Source organism: Micromonospora sp. BQ11 (genome assembly GCF_052068135.1).
GTDB lineage: Bacteria > Actinomycetota > Actinomycetes > Mycobacteriales > Micromonosporaceae > Micromonospora.
In genome coordinates, this window is record NZ_JBQHDB010000015.1 from 13091 (window position 1) to 31871 (window position 18781).

General features: G+C 71.3%; 16 protein-coding genes. 4 read left to right on the plus strand and 12 right to left on the minus strand.

All coding sequences use genetic code 11. The annotated features are described in order from the left end of the window. The first annotated feature begins 68 nt into the window (after window positions 1-68). Both ACTMSW_RS25950 and ACTMSW_RS25955 read left to right on the plus strand, forming a co-directional pair. Window positions 69-569 (plus strand): hypothetical protein, encoded by a 501-nt coding sequence (locus tag ACTMSW_RS25950; RefSeq protein ID WP_441183304.1) that lies wholly within the window; start codon window positions 69-71, stop codon window positions 567-569. 132 nt (window positions 570-701) lie between these two features. Next, entirely contained in the window at window positions 702-1412 is a 711-nt protein-coding gene (locus ACTMSW_RS25955; RefSeq protein ID WP_441183305.1) for a hypothetical protein, read from the plus strand. Window positions 1413-1568: 156 nt separating this feature from the next. Here the strand turns inward: ACTMSW_RS25955 and ACTMSW_RS25960 are convergent, their stop codons facing one another. Together ACTMSW_RS25960 and ACTMSW_RS25965 are read right to left on the minus strand one after the other, a co-directional pair. Continuing rightward, on the minus strand, window positions 1569-2375 hold the full coding sequence (locus tag ACTMSW_RS25960; protein WP_441183306.1) for an inositol monophosphatase family protein: 807 nt from the start codon (window positions 2373-2375) through the stop codon (window positions 1569-1571). A gap of 69 nt (window positions 2376-2444) precedes the next feature. Next, entirely contained in the window at window positions 2445-3233 is a 789-nt protein-coding gene (locus ACTMSW_RS25965) for a TOPRIM nucleotidyl transferase/hydrolase domain-containing protein (RefSeq protein ID WP_441183307.1), read from the minus strand. A gap of 95 nt (window positions 3234-3328) precedes the next feature. Between ACTMSW_RS25965 and ACTMSW_RS25970 the strand changes: the two genes are divergently transcribed. Next, window positions 3329-4663 carry an SWIM zinc finger family protein gene (locus tag ACTMSW_RS25970; RefSeq protein ID WP_441183308.1) on the plus strand — a complete coding sequence of 445 codons (1335 nt, stop codon included), beginning with the start codon at window positions 3329-3331 and terminating at the stop codon, window positions 4661-4663. Further along, entirely contained in the window at window positions 4660-7197 is a 2538-nt protein-coding gene (locus tag ACTMSW_RS25975; protein ID WP_441183309.1) for a hypothetical protein, read from the plus strand. Before ACTMSW_RS25970 ends, ACTMSW_RS25975 begins: the two co-directional genes overlap by 4 nt. A 370-nt stretch (window positions 7198-7567) precedes the next feature. On the opposite strand, the gene ACTMSW_RS25980 is transcribed toward ACTMSW_RS25975, so the two are convergent. From ACTMSW_RS25980 to zwf, 10 genes are all read right to left on the minus strand, one after another. After that, window positions 7568-8776 (minus strand): right-handed parallel beta-helix repeat-containing protein, encoded by a 1209-nt coding sequence (locus ACTMSW_RS25980; protein WP_441183310.1) that lies wholly within the window; start codon window positions 8774-8776, stop codon window positions 7568-7570. A gap of 79 nt (window positions 8777-8855) precedes the next feature. After that, window positions 8856-9059, minus strand: a complete 204-nt coding sequence (locus ACTMSW_RS25985; RefSeq protein ID WP_441183311.1) for a hypothetical protein — start codon at window positions 9057-9059, stop codon at window positions 8856-8858. Window positions 9060-9216: 157 nt separating this feature from the next. After that, window positions 9217-10146, minus strand: a complete 930-nt coding sequence (locus ACTMSW_RS25990; protein ID WP_441183312.1) for a carbohydrate kinase family protein — start codon at window positions 10144-10146, stop codon at window positions 9217-9219. 3 nt (window positions 10147-10149) lie between these two features. Then, window positions 10150-11235 carry a glycosyl hydrolase family 32 gene (locus tag ACTMSW_RS25995; RefSeq protein WP_441183313.1) on the minus strand — a complete coding sequence of 362 codons (1086 nt, stop codon included), beginning with the start codon at window positions 11233-11235 and terminating at the stop codon, window positions 10150-10152. A 98-nt stretch (window positions 11236-11333) separates the two neighbouring features. Further along, a complete protein-coding gene (locus tag ACTMSW_RS26000; RefSeq protein ID WP_441183314.1) occupies window positions 11334-12368 on the minus strand; it encodes a LacI family DNA-binding transcriptional regulator in 1035 nt (344 codons plus the stop codon). Window positions 12369-12446: 78 nt separating this feature from the next. Then, window positions 12447-13574, minus strand: coding sequence for a glycoside hydrolase family 172 protein (locus ACTMSW_RS26005; protein WP_441183315.1), 1128 nt, complete (start codon window positions 13572-13574; stop codon window positions 12447-12449). 37 nt (window positions 13575-13611) lie between these two features. Continuing rightward, a complete protein-coding gene (locus ACTMSW_RS26010; RefSeq protein ID WP_441183316.1) occupies window positions 13612-14448 on the minus strand; it encodes a carbohydrate ABC transporter permease in 837 nt (278 codons plus the stop codon). Next, window positions 14448-15416 (minus strand): carbohydrate ABC transporter permease, encoded by a 969-nt coding sequence (locus ACTMSW_RS26015; protein WP_441183317.1) that lies wholly within the window; start codon window positions 15414-15416, stop codon window positions 14448-14450. Before ACTMSW_RS26015 ends, ACTMSW_RS26010 begins: the two co-directional genes overlap by 1 nt. Next, the gene (locus tag ACTMSW_RS26020) at window positions 15413-16738 is read right to left on the minus strand and encodes an ABC transporter substrate-binding protein (RefSeq protein WP_441183318.1); all 1326 of its coding nucleotides are present in this window, start codon (window positions 16736-16738) and stop codon (window positions 15413-15415) included. The genes ACTMSW_RS26015 and ACTMSW_RS26020 overlap by 4 nt, the downstream gene beginning before the upstream one ends. 501 nt (window positions 16739-17239) lie before the next feature. Continuing rightward, window positions 17240-18733 carry a glucose-6-phosphate dehydrogenase gene (gene zwf, locus ACTMSW_RS26025; protein WP_441183319.1) on the minus strand — a complete coding sequence of 498 codons (1494 nt, stop codon included), beginning with the start codon at window positions 18731-18733 and terminating at the stop codon, window positions 17240-17242. Window positions 18734-18781 lie beyond the last annotated feature (48 nt).

The following is an 18781-nucleotide window of genomic DNA, read 5'->3' on the forward strand; positions in this document are numbered from 1 at the left end:
TCCGCGCTCCACATCCGGTGGCGCACCGGTCCTACCCTCGCAGCTACGCGGTCGAGAGGGAGGGCAGATTGGTCTCCGCCGTAGCCGAGGTGATCGCATCCCTGGGCGTCATCGCATCGCTGGCCTTCGTAGCCTTCCAGACTCGTCAACTGACGAAGCAGACGCGGATCAGCAATGGGATCGCCGCACTGGGCGCCATGTACAACGGGATCGAACGCCTCCATCAGTTTCAGACGTTCCTCATCGAGAGGCCGGAGATCCATCCCTACTTCTACTCCGACAAGGCGCCGCCCGATCCGGATTCAGCGGAAGGGATCAGGGTGCGGCAACTGGCGCCGTTGCTGTGCGACGTCCTCGAGTACGGCCTCATGACCGTTGAGCTGATGCCCACCGTGCGGGAGCACGAGGGGTGGCACGACTTCGCCATCTTCCTCCACGGGCACAGTCCGGTCCTGCGTCAGGTCGTGTACGAGCACCCCGAGTGGTGGCGCAGGCTCAGCCGCCACTGGCAGGACGCTGACCTCAGGCCGACAGCCGGGGAGCACGCCGACCCGACCGGGGAGCCGTGACCTCGCCCTTGCGCCGACGAGGGTGACCCGCCGACCTGGGCCGGGGCCGCTTCGCCACCCCTTCGGACAGCAGGGACGCCGGACGCACTAGCATTGCCGCGGTCCGGGACGGCTCTGCTGAAACGAGGCGACATGCGGTGGCTCCAGCGGTTGCTGGGTGGCGGGCGGGTCCAGCTCGATCCGGAGCGACAGCAGGCGCTGCTGCAGGACGTCCGGCACCGATACGGCGCCTACGCGCAGGAGCGGTTTCCCGAGCAGGTCGAGGCCATCATCGGACGACTCGACAGCGACGACGGCCTGGCGGTAGCGGCCCGGATCGTGTGCCAGGTCGCCGACGAGGCCCACGCGGACCTGCAGGCCCAGGCCCACGACATACACCGACGGACGGGCCGGCGACTCCTGGTGCACCGCCGGAACTACCGGCCGCTGTGGAGGGAGGCCGGCCCGGCTCTGCGGTGGCCCCTGATCGCGTTGCCGTGCGGCTTCCACCCGTACGCCCACGTGGCCGCCGCCGTCGCGGTGGTCGGCCGCCGGGCGCCCCGGCTCGACCGGGTGACCGACCCGACCCCGCTGCTGACCCGCGTGTTCGAGGTGCTCGACCTGACCGCCGTCGGATGGGAGTACGGGCGGGTGCGCGTGGACACCGACGCCGTCGCCCTGGCCGATCGACTGGTCACGACCGCCGGGCAGATCCTCGCCGCCATGGACGACCCGCCCCGGCTGCCCCCTCCGGTCCGTGAGTGGATGCGGCGCAACAACACCCTCGACGTGTACGACCCGGCCGGCCGGACGGTCGGTGGGATCAATCTGGGCGCGCACCTGCGGGAGCGCCTGCTGGTCTGACGGCGCCGCGGCGGCAGCCACGGGCCCCTGCTCCGTCGTTCCGAGCTACCGGGCCGAGCGGAGGCGCGTAGAAGTACGTCAATGGCACTGGCGCCGATGATCCTGGTCTACCTGATCGCACCAGCGCTGGGTGATCTCCGGGGTGATGCAGCTCCATCAAGTGACCGTCCCCGCACGTTGCTTGCTGACGAGCGTGAGCAGGGCCGCATGCGTCTGCTCGTCAGCGGCTGCGACGAGCCCGCCGGCACCGGTGTGCATCGGCTGGCCGTCGATCCCGGTGACGACACAGCCGGCCGCCTGGCAGAGCGCGACGCCGGCCGCGAAGTGGACGCTGTCGCGCAGGTGGCCATCGGTGACATAGCCGGCGCGGCGACCGGCGGCGACCCAGGCCACCGCCAGGGTGGTGGAGACCACGCGCGGGCGGAACTGCTCGACGAAGCTCTCGTCAGCGAGCATCCGGGCGGCCGAGAAGACGGCGTTGTTGGGAAACGGCGGGTCAAGATTGACGTCGACCAGCCTCGAATCGGCTGACGGGTCAAGTCGCTGGTCTTCACCACCGCGACGCACGTACGCAGCGACGCCGTCGGTCCAGAACACCTCATCGGTGAACGGGTCGGCACAGGCGGCCACCGCGATCTGCTCCCCGGTCCGCAGAGCTACGTTCACCGAGGCCAGCATGGTCCCCACCGCGAAATTCACGGTTCCGCACAACGGATCGACCAACCAGGTACGACCGTTTCCGCCGGTGCCCGTGCGTCCGATCTCCTCACTCACCACGAGGTCGTTCGGGCGCGCCCCACGCAGGACGTCGAGGATGGCCTTCTCGGACTCGATGTCGGCGCTGGTGGCGAAGTCGCCCGCAGACTTCTCGAAGTGCGTCAGCGATGAGCCGTAGTGGGAGCGGACGACCGCTGCCCCGGCTTCCGCCGCTTCGATGGCCAGATCCTGGTCGTGAAGAGACATGCAGGCACCATAGATGCCGCCTGGCCCAGCCGGTCTGTCTGTCCTGCCCGGGCTTGCACCGTCGGCGGGTTACACGGTGGTGAGCAGCGCGTCGAGCGGCCGGGGCAGGGCATCCCGGCCAGCTGCCACCTCGACGAGCAGACGTGCGTAGCGCAGGTTGCGGCGCGAGCTGCTGCGCAGGAACCGCCACATCTGCGCTTCGGGCCTCTGGTCGCGCCAGGCCGGCTGGCCCTGGAACGACCGGAACGATCGGAGGTCGCCCTGCGAGTCGAAGAGCGCTTCGACCGCTGCGGTGCCGACGGCGCGGATCAGCTCCTCCTCCAGGTCCTTCACGCAGACGTAGAACCCGAGGTGCTCCAGGTCGGCGCGCGTGCGGGGTGAGCCGACCTGGGCCGTGTCCAGTCCGCGCCGGAATATCTCCTCCTCACGCAGGTCGCACAGACCGGCAAGTCGCACCAGGGTGCCCAGCGGGGCCAAGCTCGTCAGGAAGCGGCCGATCGCGTGCGCCCCGCCGATCGGCAGGATCACGACCCGCTCGGCGTCGAGATCCCGGCCCCGAGCCAGTGCTGCCGTTTCCAGGGCGGTCTGGTCGCTGATGCCTTCGACGAGCACCACGGCCGCGGCGGACCCGACCTTGGCCAGGGCCCGGGCCGTGGCCTGGATCGAGGCCGCATTGCCACCCAGGTGGCCGTCGAGCGCCCCGCCGGCAAGCTGACGGCGTTCGGTGAGATCCATGTGGCCTCCCCGTCCGATTATGGGAGCAGATCGGCAGCGCAGGGCTTCGACCAGAGTGTCGGGCCGTGACCACGGCTGGCCGCGGTCATCGGTGCCACGCCGGTCGGCCGACCAGGAATTCAACGATCCCACTGTACGCGGCAGCCGTCCCCGCACCCTGAGGCGTTGCGCGGCTCGTTGCGGCCCGGTGTCGGGGGTTCGTCGTAGGTTCTGCAGCCGTGAGCGCCCTTCAGACTTACCGCTACCTCCAGCCGTCCACGCTGCACCGGGGTGACCTGGCGCTGCAGACCAGTGGCGGGCCCGCGACCAACCCGCGGTTCTTCTCCGGCTTCCTGACGACTCCGCAGGCGGCGGCCGCCGGGCTGCTGGCGGTCGCCGAAGTCGCCCGGACCCGGTATCACCAGCCGGTCAGCCCGGCGAGCCTCGATCCCGTGGTCACCGGCAGCCGGGACCGGATGCGCTTCGAGTCGTTCTCCGGCTGCTGCGGGGTGTACGCGCGGCTGGACGTCGTGCCGGCCGGCTTCGACGGCGACATCGTCGAGCACGGCACCACCAACGTCGACGTGAACGCGCCGCTACGGGAGGCGCTGGCTCGAGTGGGCGGCATCGACCCGCTGCACCTGTCGGTGGGGCCCGACGACCTGACCGTGTCCACCCTCGACGGTTCGGTGGTGGAGAAGAAGGTGCCGCTACCCGGGCGTTGGCTGCGGGGGTTCGCCGAGGTCCATCTCATCGCCGCGGCCATGGAACCGCGGGCGGAGATCCCGGCGGCAGAGGCGGCCGCCTTCCTGCGCCGGCTGCCGGCGGGCAACGACCGGTCGGTGCTCTGGGTCGTGCCGGCCGGGCGCTCGCTGCGGCTGACCTCGCGCCCGGTGTCCGGCGCGGTGTGCCTGGCCGGCGCCGGACGGCTCGCCACGCTGCGTGGGCTGCTCCGGTACGCGAAGACCCTCCGGGTGTACGGGCCACCGGCGGCGGCCGGATCGCCGCCGCTGCCGAGCGTGTGGGAGCTCGACACCGGCGCGCTGCGGCTGTCGCTGGCCCTGTCGCCGGAGCCCTACCGGGGTTTCTCCGGCGAGGGCGGCGCGCTGACCGCGCTCGCCACGGACGACGTCGCCGACGACGCCGCGCTGGTCGCCGCGCTGCTGTCCTGGGACCCGACGATCGACGTGCACGCGCTGGCCACCTCGGCGGGGATCTCGGCGGACCGCGTCCGGGCCGCGCTGGCCGAGCTGGGCACCGCCGGTCGGGTCGGCTTCGACGTGGCCGAGGCGGGCTACTTCCACCGGGTTCTGCCGTACGACGCCGGCCGGGCCGAGCGGGACAATCCCCGGCTGGTCGGGGCGCGGTTGCTGGTCGAGGCGGGCGCGGTCACGCTCGACGGCGAGGCGGCGACCGTCCGCCACGGCGACGAGGTCTACCGGGTCCGCCGCCGGACGGACGGCTCGTACACCTGCTCCTGCCCCTGGTGGGCGCGGCACCGCGGTCAGCGCGGGCCCTGCAAGCACGCGCTCGCCACGACCATGGTGGGCGCTCCGGTGGAGGTCGGGGCGTGAGCGATCCGTTCGAGTTCCTGGTCCGGGGCGACATCGGCGCCGCCGTGGACGCGGTCACCGGCCTCGACGACCAGGGGCGGCGGTCGTTCGCCGACGGGCTGGTGGCCCACGTGCGCCGGCGGCGCGACAACTGGTGGTGGAACCACGAGGCGACGGCCCTGGCGGTGGCTGCGGTCGGGTGCCTGCCCACCGCCGCCACGGCGGCCGAGCTGCTCGGCCGGCGGAACGTGTCGCTGCGGGGCGCCGATGCCGGGCTGGTGGTCCAGGTCGCCCGTGCGCGCGGAGTGACCTGGCTGGCCGAGCTGGCATCCCGGCTGGCGGACCGGCTCCGCCGGGACGACCCGATGGAGGGCTGGGAATTCGTCGCCGAGCTGCTCACCGCCGAGAAGGCGGCGACACCCACCGGTGACCAGTTCGTGGAGGGGTGGCTCGCCCTGATGGCGTGGCCGCCGGAGTGGCAGCGACCGGTCCCGCTGGTGGATCGGCTCCGGGCCGATGTGTTCCTCGACGCCCTGGTGCCGCGCCTGTTCGAGGTGGACGGCGCCGGGATGCGGATGTCGTTCGACGAGTTCATGACCGACGAGACGTTCGCCCTGCCGCGCGCGCTGGCGCGGCTGGCCGGCGAGGGCCGCCTGGACCGGACGATGCTGCTCGACGGCTGCGTGAGCCGGCTGTTGCGCGGCGACCGGCCGGCCGCGTTGCGCGCGTTCGTCACACTGCACGTCCTGCTGGAGCCCACCGCCAGCGAGGTCGACCGGCATCGCGGAAACTACCTGCGCCTGCTCGCCGACGCCCCCGGGTTCGTGGCGTCGGCGGCGCAGAAGGCGCTGCGGGCTCTCGACGGTGTGGAGGTCGAGGGGCTGCTCGACGCGTCGCGGGCCGTCCTCGTCCGGCCGGACAAGGCGCTGGTCCGCGCCCAGCTCGGCTGGCTGGACCAGCTGGCCCGCCGGCACCCCGACCGGGCGGCGGAGATCGCCGAGGTCATCGCGACAGCGGTCGACCACCCGGCTGCGGACGTCCGCGACCGGGCCGGCACGCTGGCCGCCCGGCACGGGCACGTGGTCGCCCCGCGGGTCGTGGTCGGTGCGGTGGGCGACGACCTGCCGCCACCGGCCGGCCCGCTGCCCGCGCCCCCGGCCATCACCGACCCGGACGAGCTGGCGGAGGAGGTCGCCTGCCTGCTCGGCGGCCCCACGACGGCGTCCGGTCTGGAACGGGTCCTCGACGCAGTGGTCCGGCTCGCCGGTGACGACCGGGCCCGGCTGAGAGAGGCCCTGATTCCGGTGCTGCGGCGGCACCGTGCCGGCGCGGAGGAGCACTCCTGGGACCCGTGCTGCCTGTGCGGTCTCCTCGGCGGGGTGCTGCACGCCGCGGCCGACCCGGTCGAGGGGGGCGTACGACGGGGACGGTGGGCCGCGATGCTGGCGGCGTTGCGGCGCCGCACGCCGGGCGGACCGTCCCTCGATCCACGGATACCCCCGCCGCACCGGCTGCTGCGGGCCCGGCTGGCCGAGATCGGTGATCGCGTCGGCCCGCCCCAGCACCCCGGTCTGCTCGCGGCCCCGACCGCGGCAAACGGCGCCATCGACCCGCAGGTGCTGTACGAGCGCCTGACCCGGCTCGGCGAGCGCGGCGCGTGGGAGGTGGACCTGACGCAGGCCCTGCTGCGGCTGCCCGCGAGGGTCGACGAGCCCCTCGCGGCCAAGGCGGCGGCGCTCGGCACGCCCGCCGGTGACCGGCTCGCCGGATGGCTGCGCGCCGCTGGCCTGCCGGCCTCTGACCAGCAGGTGGTCACGCTGCCCCGCCGGGAGCGCCGACAGGGCTACGACTGGGGGTACGACGAGCTGCCCCGGCAGCGGACGCACGTGCTTCTCCGCCCGCCGGAGGGCGTCGACGACCCGTTCGGCCTGCTCACCGTGCCGGCCGGATCCGTGGACAGCTACGTCGGCGGCGCGGCCCTGCTCTGGCCGGCCGTGCTGCCCGGCTACCGAGGGCTGGTCGCGGCGTACGCGCTGCCCGACATCGCCAGCAGCGCCGACCAGGACCTGTCCGGCGGCGCCGCGATCCTGCCGCTGCTCGCCGAGTGCGACGGCGAGGGCGGTCCCGCCGTCGACCTCGCCCTCGCGTACGGCCTGGGTGCCCGGCACGAGTCCGACCGGGTCGCCGCCGTTGACGCCCTGCTGATGCTGGGCGCCGCCGGCGACCTGGACGCTCCCGCGGTCGGGGCCCATCTCGGCGCCCTCGCCGCCGTCGGTGACCTCACGTTGACCCGCACCCTGCAGCCGCTGCGCGACGCGGCCGCCGCCGGTGCCCCGCTGAGCACCTGGCGCCTGCTCGCCGCCGCGTTGCCCGCACTGCTCGCGGCCCCGAAGGCCCCGCGCGGCACCCCGGACCTGTTGACCCTGGCGGCGGAGACGGCGGGCGCGACCGGCGCCCGGATCGACGTGCCCGGGCTGGCCGAGGTCGCCGCGCGCGGCGGGTCGAGCCGGCTGGTCACCGAGGCGCGACGCCTGGCCGCCGCGCTCGACCGGTGACCGGAAAGAACAAGCAGGAGGACTGCGTGAAGGTCGTGGCGAAGCCGTAGTGGCGGCGAGCGGGACGGGGCGGGGTGCGGCCGGCAACCCCGCCCTGTCCGGGGCTCGGGACCGCCGGCGACGCCGCGCCAGCGCGGGGAACGAGGCCGGCCGTCAGGTCGGCGACGGTCAGCGGTGTCAGGGCGTGCCGGCACGGCCGTCGATCAACGCTGAGGCCGACGAGGACGACGGCCACCACCGTTCACGGGCGTCAGGGCGACGGTCATCAACGACGCCTATGCGCCGCACCCGACGCGACGCGGGCCGCGCTGCGCTCTCTGCACACGATGGCGGCCGGCGGGTGGTGGCGGTGCTCGGTCAGATGGCCGAACTAGGGCGTGGGCCGCAGGGTGAAGTTGTTCGTGAACTGGTTGTCTATCTGAGCGGCGGTGCCGCTGTCCAGGATCTTCGTCTGCGTGCTCGCGCCGTCGAGGACGACGGCGAAGAAGGGGACGTTGCTGTAGGACACCATGTTGTTGGTGATCTGGTTCCGTGCCCCGGTGTTGACGCGGATGATCGTGGGCCGGGCCCCCGAGGGCTGGATGTTGGCGGTCGGCACATCGTAGTAGAACAGGTTGCTCGTGACGAAGTTGTCGTCGCCGCGAATCATGATCAGGCCATAGAGGTCGTCCTTGCCGTTGTTGTAGGCCTGCATCACGCCGAAGTTCTCTCGGTTGCGCCGGAAGTGGTTCGACGCGATGAGGTTGTTGTTGTTCCCTCCCTCCATGTCGATCATGCCCGGGTAGAAGTTGTGGAACAGGTTGCTGCTGATGCTGCACCGACTGGCGTTCTTCAGGTGAACCATGCTGCGGCCCCGCGGGAAGATGTTGTTTCCCGTTATCAGTAGGCCCTCGTGCCCCTCGACGAACACTGAGAAGCCGACGTACCCCGCGCCGACATGGTTGTTCGTCACCTTGCTGGCGAACCCGTATCCCGTCAGTTCGACACAGCTGCCGCATTCGGCGATGAAGTTGTTGGTGATGTTGATCGCGTCGGCGCCGTACGCCACGATTCCGTGTTCGAGGTAGAGGAAGCCCATGCCCTCGATGCGGCACGAGTCGTTCGCGGTCGACAGCCTGATACCGGTCTTGCCGTTCAGGTAGGAGTTCTGGTTGGGCGTGAAGTTCACACCGTCGATGCAGAAGTCGCGAAACTCGACGCTCGCTATGCGGGGGGCGCTGGAGCGACCGACAAGGAAGGCGTCTCCGTTGCCGTCGGTCTTCTCGACGCGGACCCGGCTCGCACCCGGGTTGATCTCGGCCCATCCCGACGTGCCGGAGTTGTAGCGGTAGCTCAGCGACATGAAGCCGTGCCCAGCGCCCTTGATCTGCAGGTAGCTGATGTCGATGGTCACGCGCGTCTTGAGCGAGTAGTCCCCCGGCGGGATGTAGATGGTGGCTCCCGGTCGGCTGGCCGGGTTCGGCTGGTCGGCCTTGATCTGCGCGATGATGCTGTTGATAACGGCGCCGATGTCGGAGGTCGCGGTGACGCCGGGCTGTCCCGGCACGGTCCACGTGGTCACGTCGTAGACGTTGGGCATGACATCCCTTTCGGTTTCTGGTCGGTGTCGGGTCGGGCGGCCCCGGGCCGTTTGGGGGGATCGGACCTGCAGACGACCCCTACAGGACACCCAGCAGGTGCGCGTAGCCGGTGTCTGGCGTGGATCTCGTGCTGGCACCGGGAGTGCCGGGATCCGTCTGCGGCGGGTTGCCCGGCCGGGCCGGGCTGCCCGGCCCGGCGGCGGTGGTGGACAGCAGGACGCCCGCACCGACAAGCGCGGTCAGCGCTTGGCGACGGGTGAGTGTCGTGCGGAGAGGAAGCACGCGGACCTCTCAAGGGTCGAGTGTCAGGAGTTTCGCCAGTGCCAAAACGTTTTGGCAGGTGCCAGTAAATTGTGACGGTGCCGTTAAAGTGATGTCAATGACTGTTCGGCCGACGATGTGATCGGGGCTGTCCCTGCCGCCGGAGCGGGCCGACGGGTCAGGCGTCGACCAGCTCGGCACGACGCGGAGGGTCCGCCCCGGGCCGGGTGCACGTCAGGGCGGCCACCGTCGTCGCCCGGTCGAGTACCCCGCGCAGCCGCTCGACGTCGAGTCCGCCGATCGCGGCGGGGGTGGCGGCGTCGAACTCGACCAGGGCGTCGAGGAGGCCGGCGGTGAACGCGTCACCCGCGCCCACGGTGTCCGCCACGTCCACCTGGCGGGCGGGGTGATGAACCTCGGCAGCGTCATTCAGGGCGTACGCGCCGGCCGCGCCCCGGGTCACCACGACCAGGGCGACGCCGAGGTCGCGGAGAGCACGGGCGGCCTGTTCCACCGATAAGCCCGGGAAGATCCAGGCGGTGTCCTCGTCGCTGGCCTTGACCAGGTGGGCGTGACGGGCCAGGGCGAGCAACCGACGCCGGGCGGCGTCCGGGTCGGGGAGCACCATCGGTCGCACGTTCGGGTCGAGGCTGATGAGGACCTTCCCGGCGGCGTGTTCCCGGGCCAGCAGTTCCGCCACCCGGTCCGCTCCGGGTGCCAGCAGCGTCGCAAGGGAACCGGTGTGCAGCACCCGGGTGTCGGCGGGCAGGTGGGCCAGTTCCTCGGTGGTCCAGTGCCAGTCGGCGGTTCCGTTCAGGCGGAAGTCGTAGGTGGCCGATCCGGTGTCGCCGACCGACACCACCGCGAGGGTGGCCGGGCGGTCGTCGGTCACGGCCGACTCCAGGTTCACCCCGTTCGCCTCGGCGTGCACGCGCAGCCGGTGCCCGAGCGGTGTACGGGAGAAGCGGGCCAGCATCGTGGTCCGGCGGCCGAGGCGGGCCAGCCCCACCCCGACGTTGAGTGGACTGCCGCCGGGCCGGACGGCGAGCAGGTCACCCTCGCCGGTCGGAACGAGATCGATCACGGCCTCACCGAGCACGGTCAGCACGGCTCAGGCCCCCGTGGTCACGGTGTCGCCCTGCCGTACGCCCGGCTCCGTCTGGGCTCGGGTCGGGGCTGCCGGGCCGGCCTGTGCCGGATCGGCCGCGACGGAACGGCGCCCGTGGACCGAGTACGGCACGCCCACCCCGGCGTCGCCGAGCAGAACCGTGCCGTCGCCGGTCACCCGGACCGGGATCGGGTCGCTCAGCTCGCCGACGAACCGGCCCTGTTCGTCGTGGTGCAGGAAGGCGAGCAGCTGCCACCGGCCGTTGTTGTCCCGTACGAGCCGCCCGCTGTAGAGGCTGTCATCGGTGAGCCGCTGCGCCCGGGTGGCGTCGAACGGGCCGAGCAGCGACTCGCCGGGCACCGCCCAGACCCCGCAGGCCCGTGCGTCGCGGGACCGCTCCGCCAGCTGGTCGTGCAGGCAGGAGAAGAGCAGGACGGGCTGGCCGTCGACGATCTCCACCTGCGGGACCTCCAAGTGGCCGAAGCCGCTGCCGGGCGCGGTGATCGGGGGTTGCGCCGTCCAGTGCACCAGGTCGTGTGACCGGGCGTGCGCGATGACTCCCCGGTCGTCCACGGGGCCCTCGTTGGAGCGCGCGGTGACGAGCATGTGCCAACCGTCGCCGTCCGGATCGGCGAAGACCCACGGGTCGCGCCATGCCTCGTCCGGCCAGGTGGAGTCGCCGAGGCGCTCGTAGTGGCAGCCGGCGGCCGTCAGCACCGGCGAGGACGGGTGCCGTTCCCAGGTGACCAGGTCGTCGGAGGTGGCCAGGCCGATCCGCTGTACCAGGCCGCGTTCGGCGCTGCCGGCACCGGTGTAGAACATGTACCAGCGGCCGTCCGGGCCGGGCAGCACCGATCCGGTCCAGGTGGCGGTGTCGTCGAAGGCGGGCCGGTCGGCGGGGACCAGGGCGTCGGCGACCTGCGTCCAGGTCCGCAGGTCGGTGGAGACGGCGTGTCCGACGCTGGCACGGAAGTGTCGGCGGTCCGGGTCGCCGAGGGCGCGCGAGGCGCGCAGGAAGTACAGGTGGTGGGCGTCGCCCTCGCGGGCGAGCCAGAAGTCCCAGATCCAGGCGTCGGGAAGTCGCAGCACGGTGGGTCCTTTCGGTGCCGCGCGGGCGGCGCGGGGGTCGGCCGCCGGGCGGGCGGCGGATGTGCGTCGGTAGTGGACCGACGGGGTACGGGCAGCGCTCAGGCGGGCGGGGCGCCGACGGAGCCGCGTCGGACCAGCGGGCAGGGCATGACGACCTGCCGGGCCGCGCGCCGGCGGGCGCCCTTCGGCTGGTTGAGCATGTCGACCATGGTCTCGACCGCCCAGGCGCCCATCTCGTAGTGCGGCAGCGCCACGGTGGTCAGGCCGGGGAACAACCCTTCGGCGATGAGTTCCTGGTTGTCGAAGCCGACCACCGACAGGTCGTCGGGGATCCGCAGGCCGAGTTCGGTGGCCGCCCGGTAGGCGCCCATCGCCATACGGTCGTTGAAGCAGAACAGCGCGGTGGGCCGCTCGGGGAGGGACAGCAGCTCCCGCGCCGCCCGATGCCCGCCGTGGGTGTCGGAGACCTCGGCGAGCACGAGGTCGGGACGGAACGGCACCCCCGCCTCCCGGAGCGCCTGCTGGTAGCCCGACAGCCGGCCTCGGGTGGCGGGGATGTCGTCGACGTTGGTGACGAAGCCGATCCGGCGGTGTCCGGCGGTGAGCAGTTCACGCACGGCCAGCCGGCCCCCCTCGGACTCGTCGGGCACCACCGACGGCAGGCTGGCATCCGCGCTGCTGGCATCGAGCAGCACCACCGGCATGGAGTGCAGTTCCTCGGGGAGCTGTACGACCCGGTGGTACATGGTCGCGTAGAGCACCCCGTCGACGCGGTGCTGCGCCAGGGCGTGGATCTCGCGGCGCTCCACCTCCGGATCGCCGCCGGTGGTGAGCAACATGAGCACCCAGCCCCGCGCCGAGGCGGTCTCCTGCGCACCGAGGATGATCCGCCCGGCGTGCGGGGTGGTGGCGATGACGTCGCTGAGCAGGCCCAGGGTGTGCGAGCGCTCCAGCCGCAGTCCTCGGGCCAGCCCGTTGGCCGCGTAGCCGAGCTGGCGCGCCGCCGACTCGACGCGTTCGCGGGTGTCCGGGCTGATCCGGGCGCCTGACTTCTTGTTGAGCACGTGGGAAACCGTGGTCACCGAGACGCCTGCGGCGGCGGCGACGTCCCGGATGCTTGCCTTCTGTCCCATCAGCTCACCATCACAGTGCTCCGCCGGAGCCCGGACGTCCAGCGTGGACGCGGGATCCGGTCAACGGTATCGGATCGGTCACTCGTCCCACAGGCCGTGTTCGGGCCAGCGGCGCGGCAGGCGCTCGGCCACCGGCGGCAGTTCCGGCAGCGGCTTGTGCGGGTGGTGCTGGTACCAGTACGCCACGGAAGAAAAGTCGTTGCCCTGGTCGTTGGCATGCCCGTGCTCGATGGTGACCTTGATCGACTCCGAGAAGCGCACCGGGTCCTCGATGTGGAACCGGTACATGCTCCACAGACCGAAGTGCTCCTGCGGGCTGCTGGCCAGGCTGATGCCGTGGTAGGGCCCGGCGTATGCACCGCTGGGAAAACCCCAGGCGGCGTTGAAGTAGTCCTCGGTGCCGGTGCCGTGCAGCGACGGCGGCCACTGCTCGCCGTCGATGAAGATCATGTCGTCGCCCTCGCCGGGCCAGGTGTAGGGCTGGTTGGAGGCGTTGTGGTTGTCGATGCTGAGCACGCAGCCGACGTAGTGGCCGGCGCCGCCGTCGGTGTCGAGGATGACGTAGTTGTCCGCGCCGGTCAGGTTGGTGCCGGGCAGGTCCCACGGGGCAGGGACCTCGCCCGGGGCGAGCCCGTTCGGCACCGGGGTGCACGGCTTCTCCTGCCGGTAGTACGCGTGGAAGTACGCCACGTCCTCCGGCTTCGGCTCCTCGGTCAGGTCGTAGTCGACGTAGTAGAAGAGGTTCTCGATCGGCTTGTCACTCTCGTTGCGGATCACGATCCGCGCGGAGCTGCCGAACGGCATCGGGAAGTACGAGTTCATCGCCGCGGCGAACGGACCCTTCGGGCCGCGGCGCGGACCGAACACCATGCTCAGCGGCAACGACACGAAGTGGGTGCAGGTGGCGTGCCCGACGCCGAAGAAGTCGCCCAGCGGGCTGCGGACGCTCGGGTTCTCCTCGCCGTCCCAGTACATCTCGATGACCAGCTTGCGCAGGTACTTCTCGGAGTAGCAGCGGGTGGTCAGCCAGATGTGCTCGATGACGCCGGTGCCGGTGATGTCGGCGAGCACGTGGGTCTCGCCGGGCGGCACCACGGCGAAGTCCCGGTTGCCGCCGGTCCGGTCCCAGCTCGACTCGCGCTTGGAGCGGCCGGCCTTGACCCGGGTGAGACCCGCGAGGGGGCTGGTGGGTCGCCAGAACGACATGGTGTTCCTTTCAGGGTTGTGCGAGGGGAAGCGGCGGTCAGCCCTTGACCGCGCCGAGGCTGAGCCCGGCGACGATCCGGCGTTGCAGCAGCAGCGTCAGGACGACCGCGGGTAGGGAGTAGAGGGTGGCCAGGGCCGTCATCGGCCCCCAGTCCAGGCCGAACTGGCTCTGGAAGTTGGCGATGGCGATCGGGGTGGTCTGCGCCCGGATCGAGGTGAGCAGCAGGGCGAAGAGGAACTCGTTCCAGGAGGCGAGGAAGGCGAAGATCGCGGTGACCGCCACGCCCCCGGAGACCACGGGGAGGATGACCCGCCGCAGCGCGGCGAGCCGTCCGCACCCGTCGACGAGGGCGGCCTCCTCGATCTCCCGGGGCACGCCTTCGAAGAAGCTGGCGAGCAACCAGATCGACAGGGGCAGCGCCACCGTGGTCTGGGCCAGGGCCAGGCCGGTGGGGGTGTCGGTGAGATTGACCGCGCCGAGGATGGTGACCAGCGGGATGCCGATCGCCACCGCCGGGGCCATCCGGACCAGCAGGGAACCGGCCATCAGCAGCCGCCCGGTGCGGGTGCGGTACCGGGTGATGGCCCAGGCCGCCGGGATCGCCAGCGCCATGGAGAGCAGGGTGGCGATCACCGCCGTGCTGACGCTGTTGAGGAACGAGGCGGTGACGCCCGGCCGGTTCAGGGCGGTCACGTAGTTGTCCAGGCTGAACCGATCGGGCAGCACGGTCGGCGGCACCGCGATAGCGTCGACGGGCGGCTTGAACGAGGTGAGGACGAGGTAGACGAACGGGAAGCCGTAGACCACGACGACCGAGACGGCGGCAGCCCAGAGCAGCCCGGTCCTGATCCTGGCGGCGAGCACGTGGGACATCAGGACTCCCTACCTGGGCGCCAGATGGTCAGCACCGCGACCATCGCGACCACCATCATGACGATCATGAACAGGGTGCTGGTGGCGGCGGCCGTGCCGGGATCGTTGTAGCTGACCATCGTCTTGTAGATGGTCAGGCTCAACGTCTCCGACGCGGACTGCGGACCGCCGTCGGTCTGGATGAGGATCACGTCGAAGGCCCGGGCGGCGTCCACGCCCCGGATGATCAGGGCCACCGCGATCACCGGCCGCAGCAGCGGCAGGGTCACGCTGACCAACAGGCGTAGGCCCCGCGCCCCGTCGAGACGGGCGGCCTCGTAGAGGTCTGGCGGGATCGCCTGGAGACCGGCGTACAGGACCAGGGTCATGAACGAGGTGGTGAGCCAGATGTCCGGCAGCGCCACCGACAACAGCACCAGGTCAGGGTCGCTGAGCCAGGAGACGTCACCGGGGTTGTCGAGGATCCCGACCCGCGCGAGCAGTTCGTTGACGATCCCGACGTTGTCGATCATCAGGAACCGCCACAGCAGGCCGGCCACCACCGGCGCGATCATCAGCGGATAGAGGAACAGGGTCTGCAGGATCCGCGCCCTCGGGCCGAGCCGGTGGAACAGCAGCGCCACCGCCAGGCCGAGCACCAACTCGGCCGTGACCACGATGACCGTGTACGCCAGGGTCCGTCCGGCCGCCGCCCGGATGGCCGGGTCGGTCAGCGCGGTGACGTAGTTGTCCAGCCCGGCGAAGCTACGCCCGTCGCCGAGCCCGGAGCCGGTGTAGAGGCTGTCGACCGCCAGCTTGACCAGGGGCCAGCCGACCAGCGCCAGCAGCACCACCACGGCCGGCGCGGCGAGCAGGGTGGCGTACCCGGCGTCCGACAGCCCACGGCGGGGGCCGGACCGCCGCCCGCCGGCCGGGGCCGGTGCGGGCGGAGTGGTCCGCGGTGGTGCTGCCTGCGCTGCCGGGCTCACTTGACGATGCCCTCGATCTGCGTACGGGCGGCGGTGAGCAGGGCGGCGTAGTTAGCGCCCGGGGTCAGCGCCTTCTGGATGGTGGGCACCAGGACGCTGTCGACGATCCGCTGCCAGTGCGGGCTGGCCGGGCGCGGCTTCGTGGCGCTCGCGTTGAGGGTGGCCAGCAGCGGGCCGAACGACTCGTAACCGGGCTTGTTCGCGTACTGCTGGTAGGCGGACTTGCGGGCGGCGAGGCCGAGGGTGGTCTCGATGCTCAGCGCGTTGTCGTCGTACGCCGCCTTGATGAACTGCTTGGCGAGGTCGCCCTTCGCGCCGTCCTTCGGGACCGACAGGTACCAGGGGCCGGGGATGCCGGCGACGCCCGCGGTGCCGCCGATCATCGGGGCCGCGCCGACCTTGCCGGCCACCTTCGCGTCGGCCGGAATCTGCCGGTACGCGTGCGCCCAGAACCGGGTCATGGCGGTCTGCCCCTGGTTGAACAGGTTCTGCGCGGCGTTCCAGTCGGTCTGCGCGGCGCCGGCCGGGGCGACCCTGTGCTTGTTGTTCAGGTCGGCGTAGAACGTCAGGGCGGCCAGGTGCTGGGCGTTGTCGACGATGACGTTTCCGCTGTCGTCGAGGACCACTCCAGGAGAACCGGCCTGCAGGACGTGGGCCAGCCACTCGGTCTCCACCGCGCCCTTCACGTCGGTGCCCCAGAGCTTCTGGTCCGGCCGGGTGAAGAAGACGGCGATGTCGGTGAACTGCTGCCACGTGGTGGGCGGGGCGAGCGGGTAGCCGTACTTCGCCTGGAACGCCGCCTTCTCCTTCGGGTCCTCGAAGAGGTCCTTGCGGTAGAAGAGGATCTCGCTGTTGGTCCAGACCGGCATGCCGACGAAGGACCCGCCGGACTGTGCCTCCTGCACCAGCGCGGGGAACAGGTCGTTCTTGACCTCGGCGGTGAACAGGTCGTCGAGGCCGGCGAGCTTGCCGGCGAACAGCGGGAGCCACACCGCGTCGACGGCGCAGACGTCGAAGGACGGCTTGCCGTTGGACAATTCGCTGGTCAGCCGGTTGAACAGGCCCTCGTAGGGCAGCTCGACCAGGGTGACCGTGGTGCCGGTGGCCTGCTGGAACTTGTCCGCAATGGGCTGGAGTTCGATCTTGCCGCCGCCCTCGCAGGCGACGGTGAGCGTCTTGTCGTCGCCGGAACCCGTGGCGGTGGTCCCGCCGGCGCCGCAGGCAGCGGTGCCGAGCAGGGCTGCCGCGCCGGCACCGGCGGTGAGGCCCAGGAAGCCGCGCCGAGAGTGCCGGGCGCGGGTACGGGGGTGATCAGAAGCCATCGTTCGCTCCGTTCAAGGGATGGCCCGGGCGCGTGGGGGCGCGCGCCGGAGCGCGAGGTGGACGTCCGTGTGCGGGGTGCCAAATCCTTTTGGCAAAAGCTTTTGGCAGAGCGTATGAGCGCATGTTGTGACGGTCAAGTGTCGATTCGGTTAAGGCACGAATCAGGTCACCGACCGGTGGATCCTGTTGACCGGCGGCGTCCACGAGACAGCCCACCCGCACGCCGAGATCCTGGCTCGCGGCCACCAGTGCAGCCTGCGAATGGCGGACTGGCGCGCAACGAATCCGCACCCGACCCACCCCCGTGGCCGTCCGGGTGCCGTCCGCCCGGCGGATCACCGCCTCAATCAGGCGACCCGGCCACAAAACTCACCCACGGCGACCACCGGCCGTCGACGTCGACGTCGACGACCAGCTCGCCGAGATGACCGCGCTGCGCGCCCGATAGCGGGATCACACGCAATCGGGCTCAGCAGCGCGGCCAACTCGTGACGGCAGAGTTACGCGGAATTGCGCCACTTGCGGCCGTGCCGGCCGATGAGCCGGTCGGCGTCGGTGGGACCCCAGGAGGCGGCCTCGTAGGTAGGGATGGGCGAGTTGTCCTTCTCCCAGTTCTCGATGATCGGGTCGACGATCCGCCAGCACTGCTGCACCTCGTCGCTACGGATGAACAGCGACGCGTCACCGATCAGCGCGTCCAGGAGCAGACGCTCGTACGCCTCCGGGGACTCCTCGACGAACGTCTGGTCGTACGAAAACTCCATGGTGGCCGTGCGGACCCGGAAGGAGTGACCCGGCACCTTGGCACCGAAGCGCAGCGAGATGCCCTCGTTCGGCTGGATCCGCAGGATCAGCGCGTCGGCCTCGAGCCCGGTGAGCTGGTCGGTCGGGATCGGCAGGTGCGGCGGCCGCTGGAACTGCAGCGCCACCTCGGTGAGCCGGGCCGGCAGTCGCTTGCCGGTGCGCACGTAGAACGGCACCCCGGCCCAGCGCCAGTTGTCCACGTTGAGCCGCATCGCGGCGTAGGTCTCGGTCCGCGACAGCGGGTCGACGCCGGCCTCCTCGCGGTAGCCGGCCATCAGTTCCTCGCGGGTGCCGCCCCGGGTGTACTGCCCACGGACCGCGGCCTCGGCGATGTCCCGGTCGGTGGGGAGGCGAATCGCCTGCAGCAGCTTCACCTTCTCGTTGCGCAGGCCCTCGGACTCGAACGAGGCCGGTGGCTCCATCAGCGCCAGCGCGAGGACCTGGAGCACGTGGTTCTGCACGATGTCGCGCATCGCGCCGGCCTCCTCGTAGAAACCGCCGCGAGCGCCGACACCGAGGGTCTCCGCGACGGTGATCTGCACGTGGTCGACCCAGGAGCGGTCCCAGATCGGCTGGAAGATCGAGTTCGCGAAGCGCAGCGCCAGCACGTTCTGGACGGTGTCCTTGCCCAGATAGTGATCGATACGGAAGACCTGGTGCTCGTCGAACGCGCTGTGCACGACGCCGTCGAGCTCGCGAGCCGTGACCAGGTCGCGCCCGTACGGCTTCTCGATGACCAGGCGGGAGAAGGAGCCCTCACGCGGCTGGTTGAGCCCGACACCGGCCAACCCGTTGATCACCGGTTCGAAGGCACCAGCCGGGGTGGACAGGTAGAAGAGCCGGTTGCCGGACGTGCCCCGCTGCGCGTCCAGCTCGTCGAGGGTCTCGACGAGCCGCTTGTAGGTTTCCGGGTCGTCGTAGCCGCCGGTCACGTACCGTACGCCGCCCTGGAGCTGGCGCTTGCTGGCGAGGGCGCGCCCGCCGAGGGCGCTCTCGGCGAACTGCTCGTCGGTCATCGGCGTACGCGCGACGCCGACCAGCGCGAACTGGTCCGGGAGCCGCTCGTGCCGAGCCAGGCTCTCGACTGCAGGCAGCAGCTTACGCCGGGTCAGATCGCCGGAGGCACCGAAGATCACCAGCGTGGCCGGCGGGGCACTCCGCTCCTGGATGAGCTGAGTTGCGTGGTCCATGGTCTGCGTTCCTCCGGGCATCAAGGGTGTCGGGTCGGGGGGCGCTGC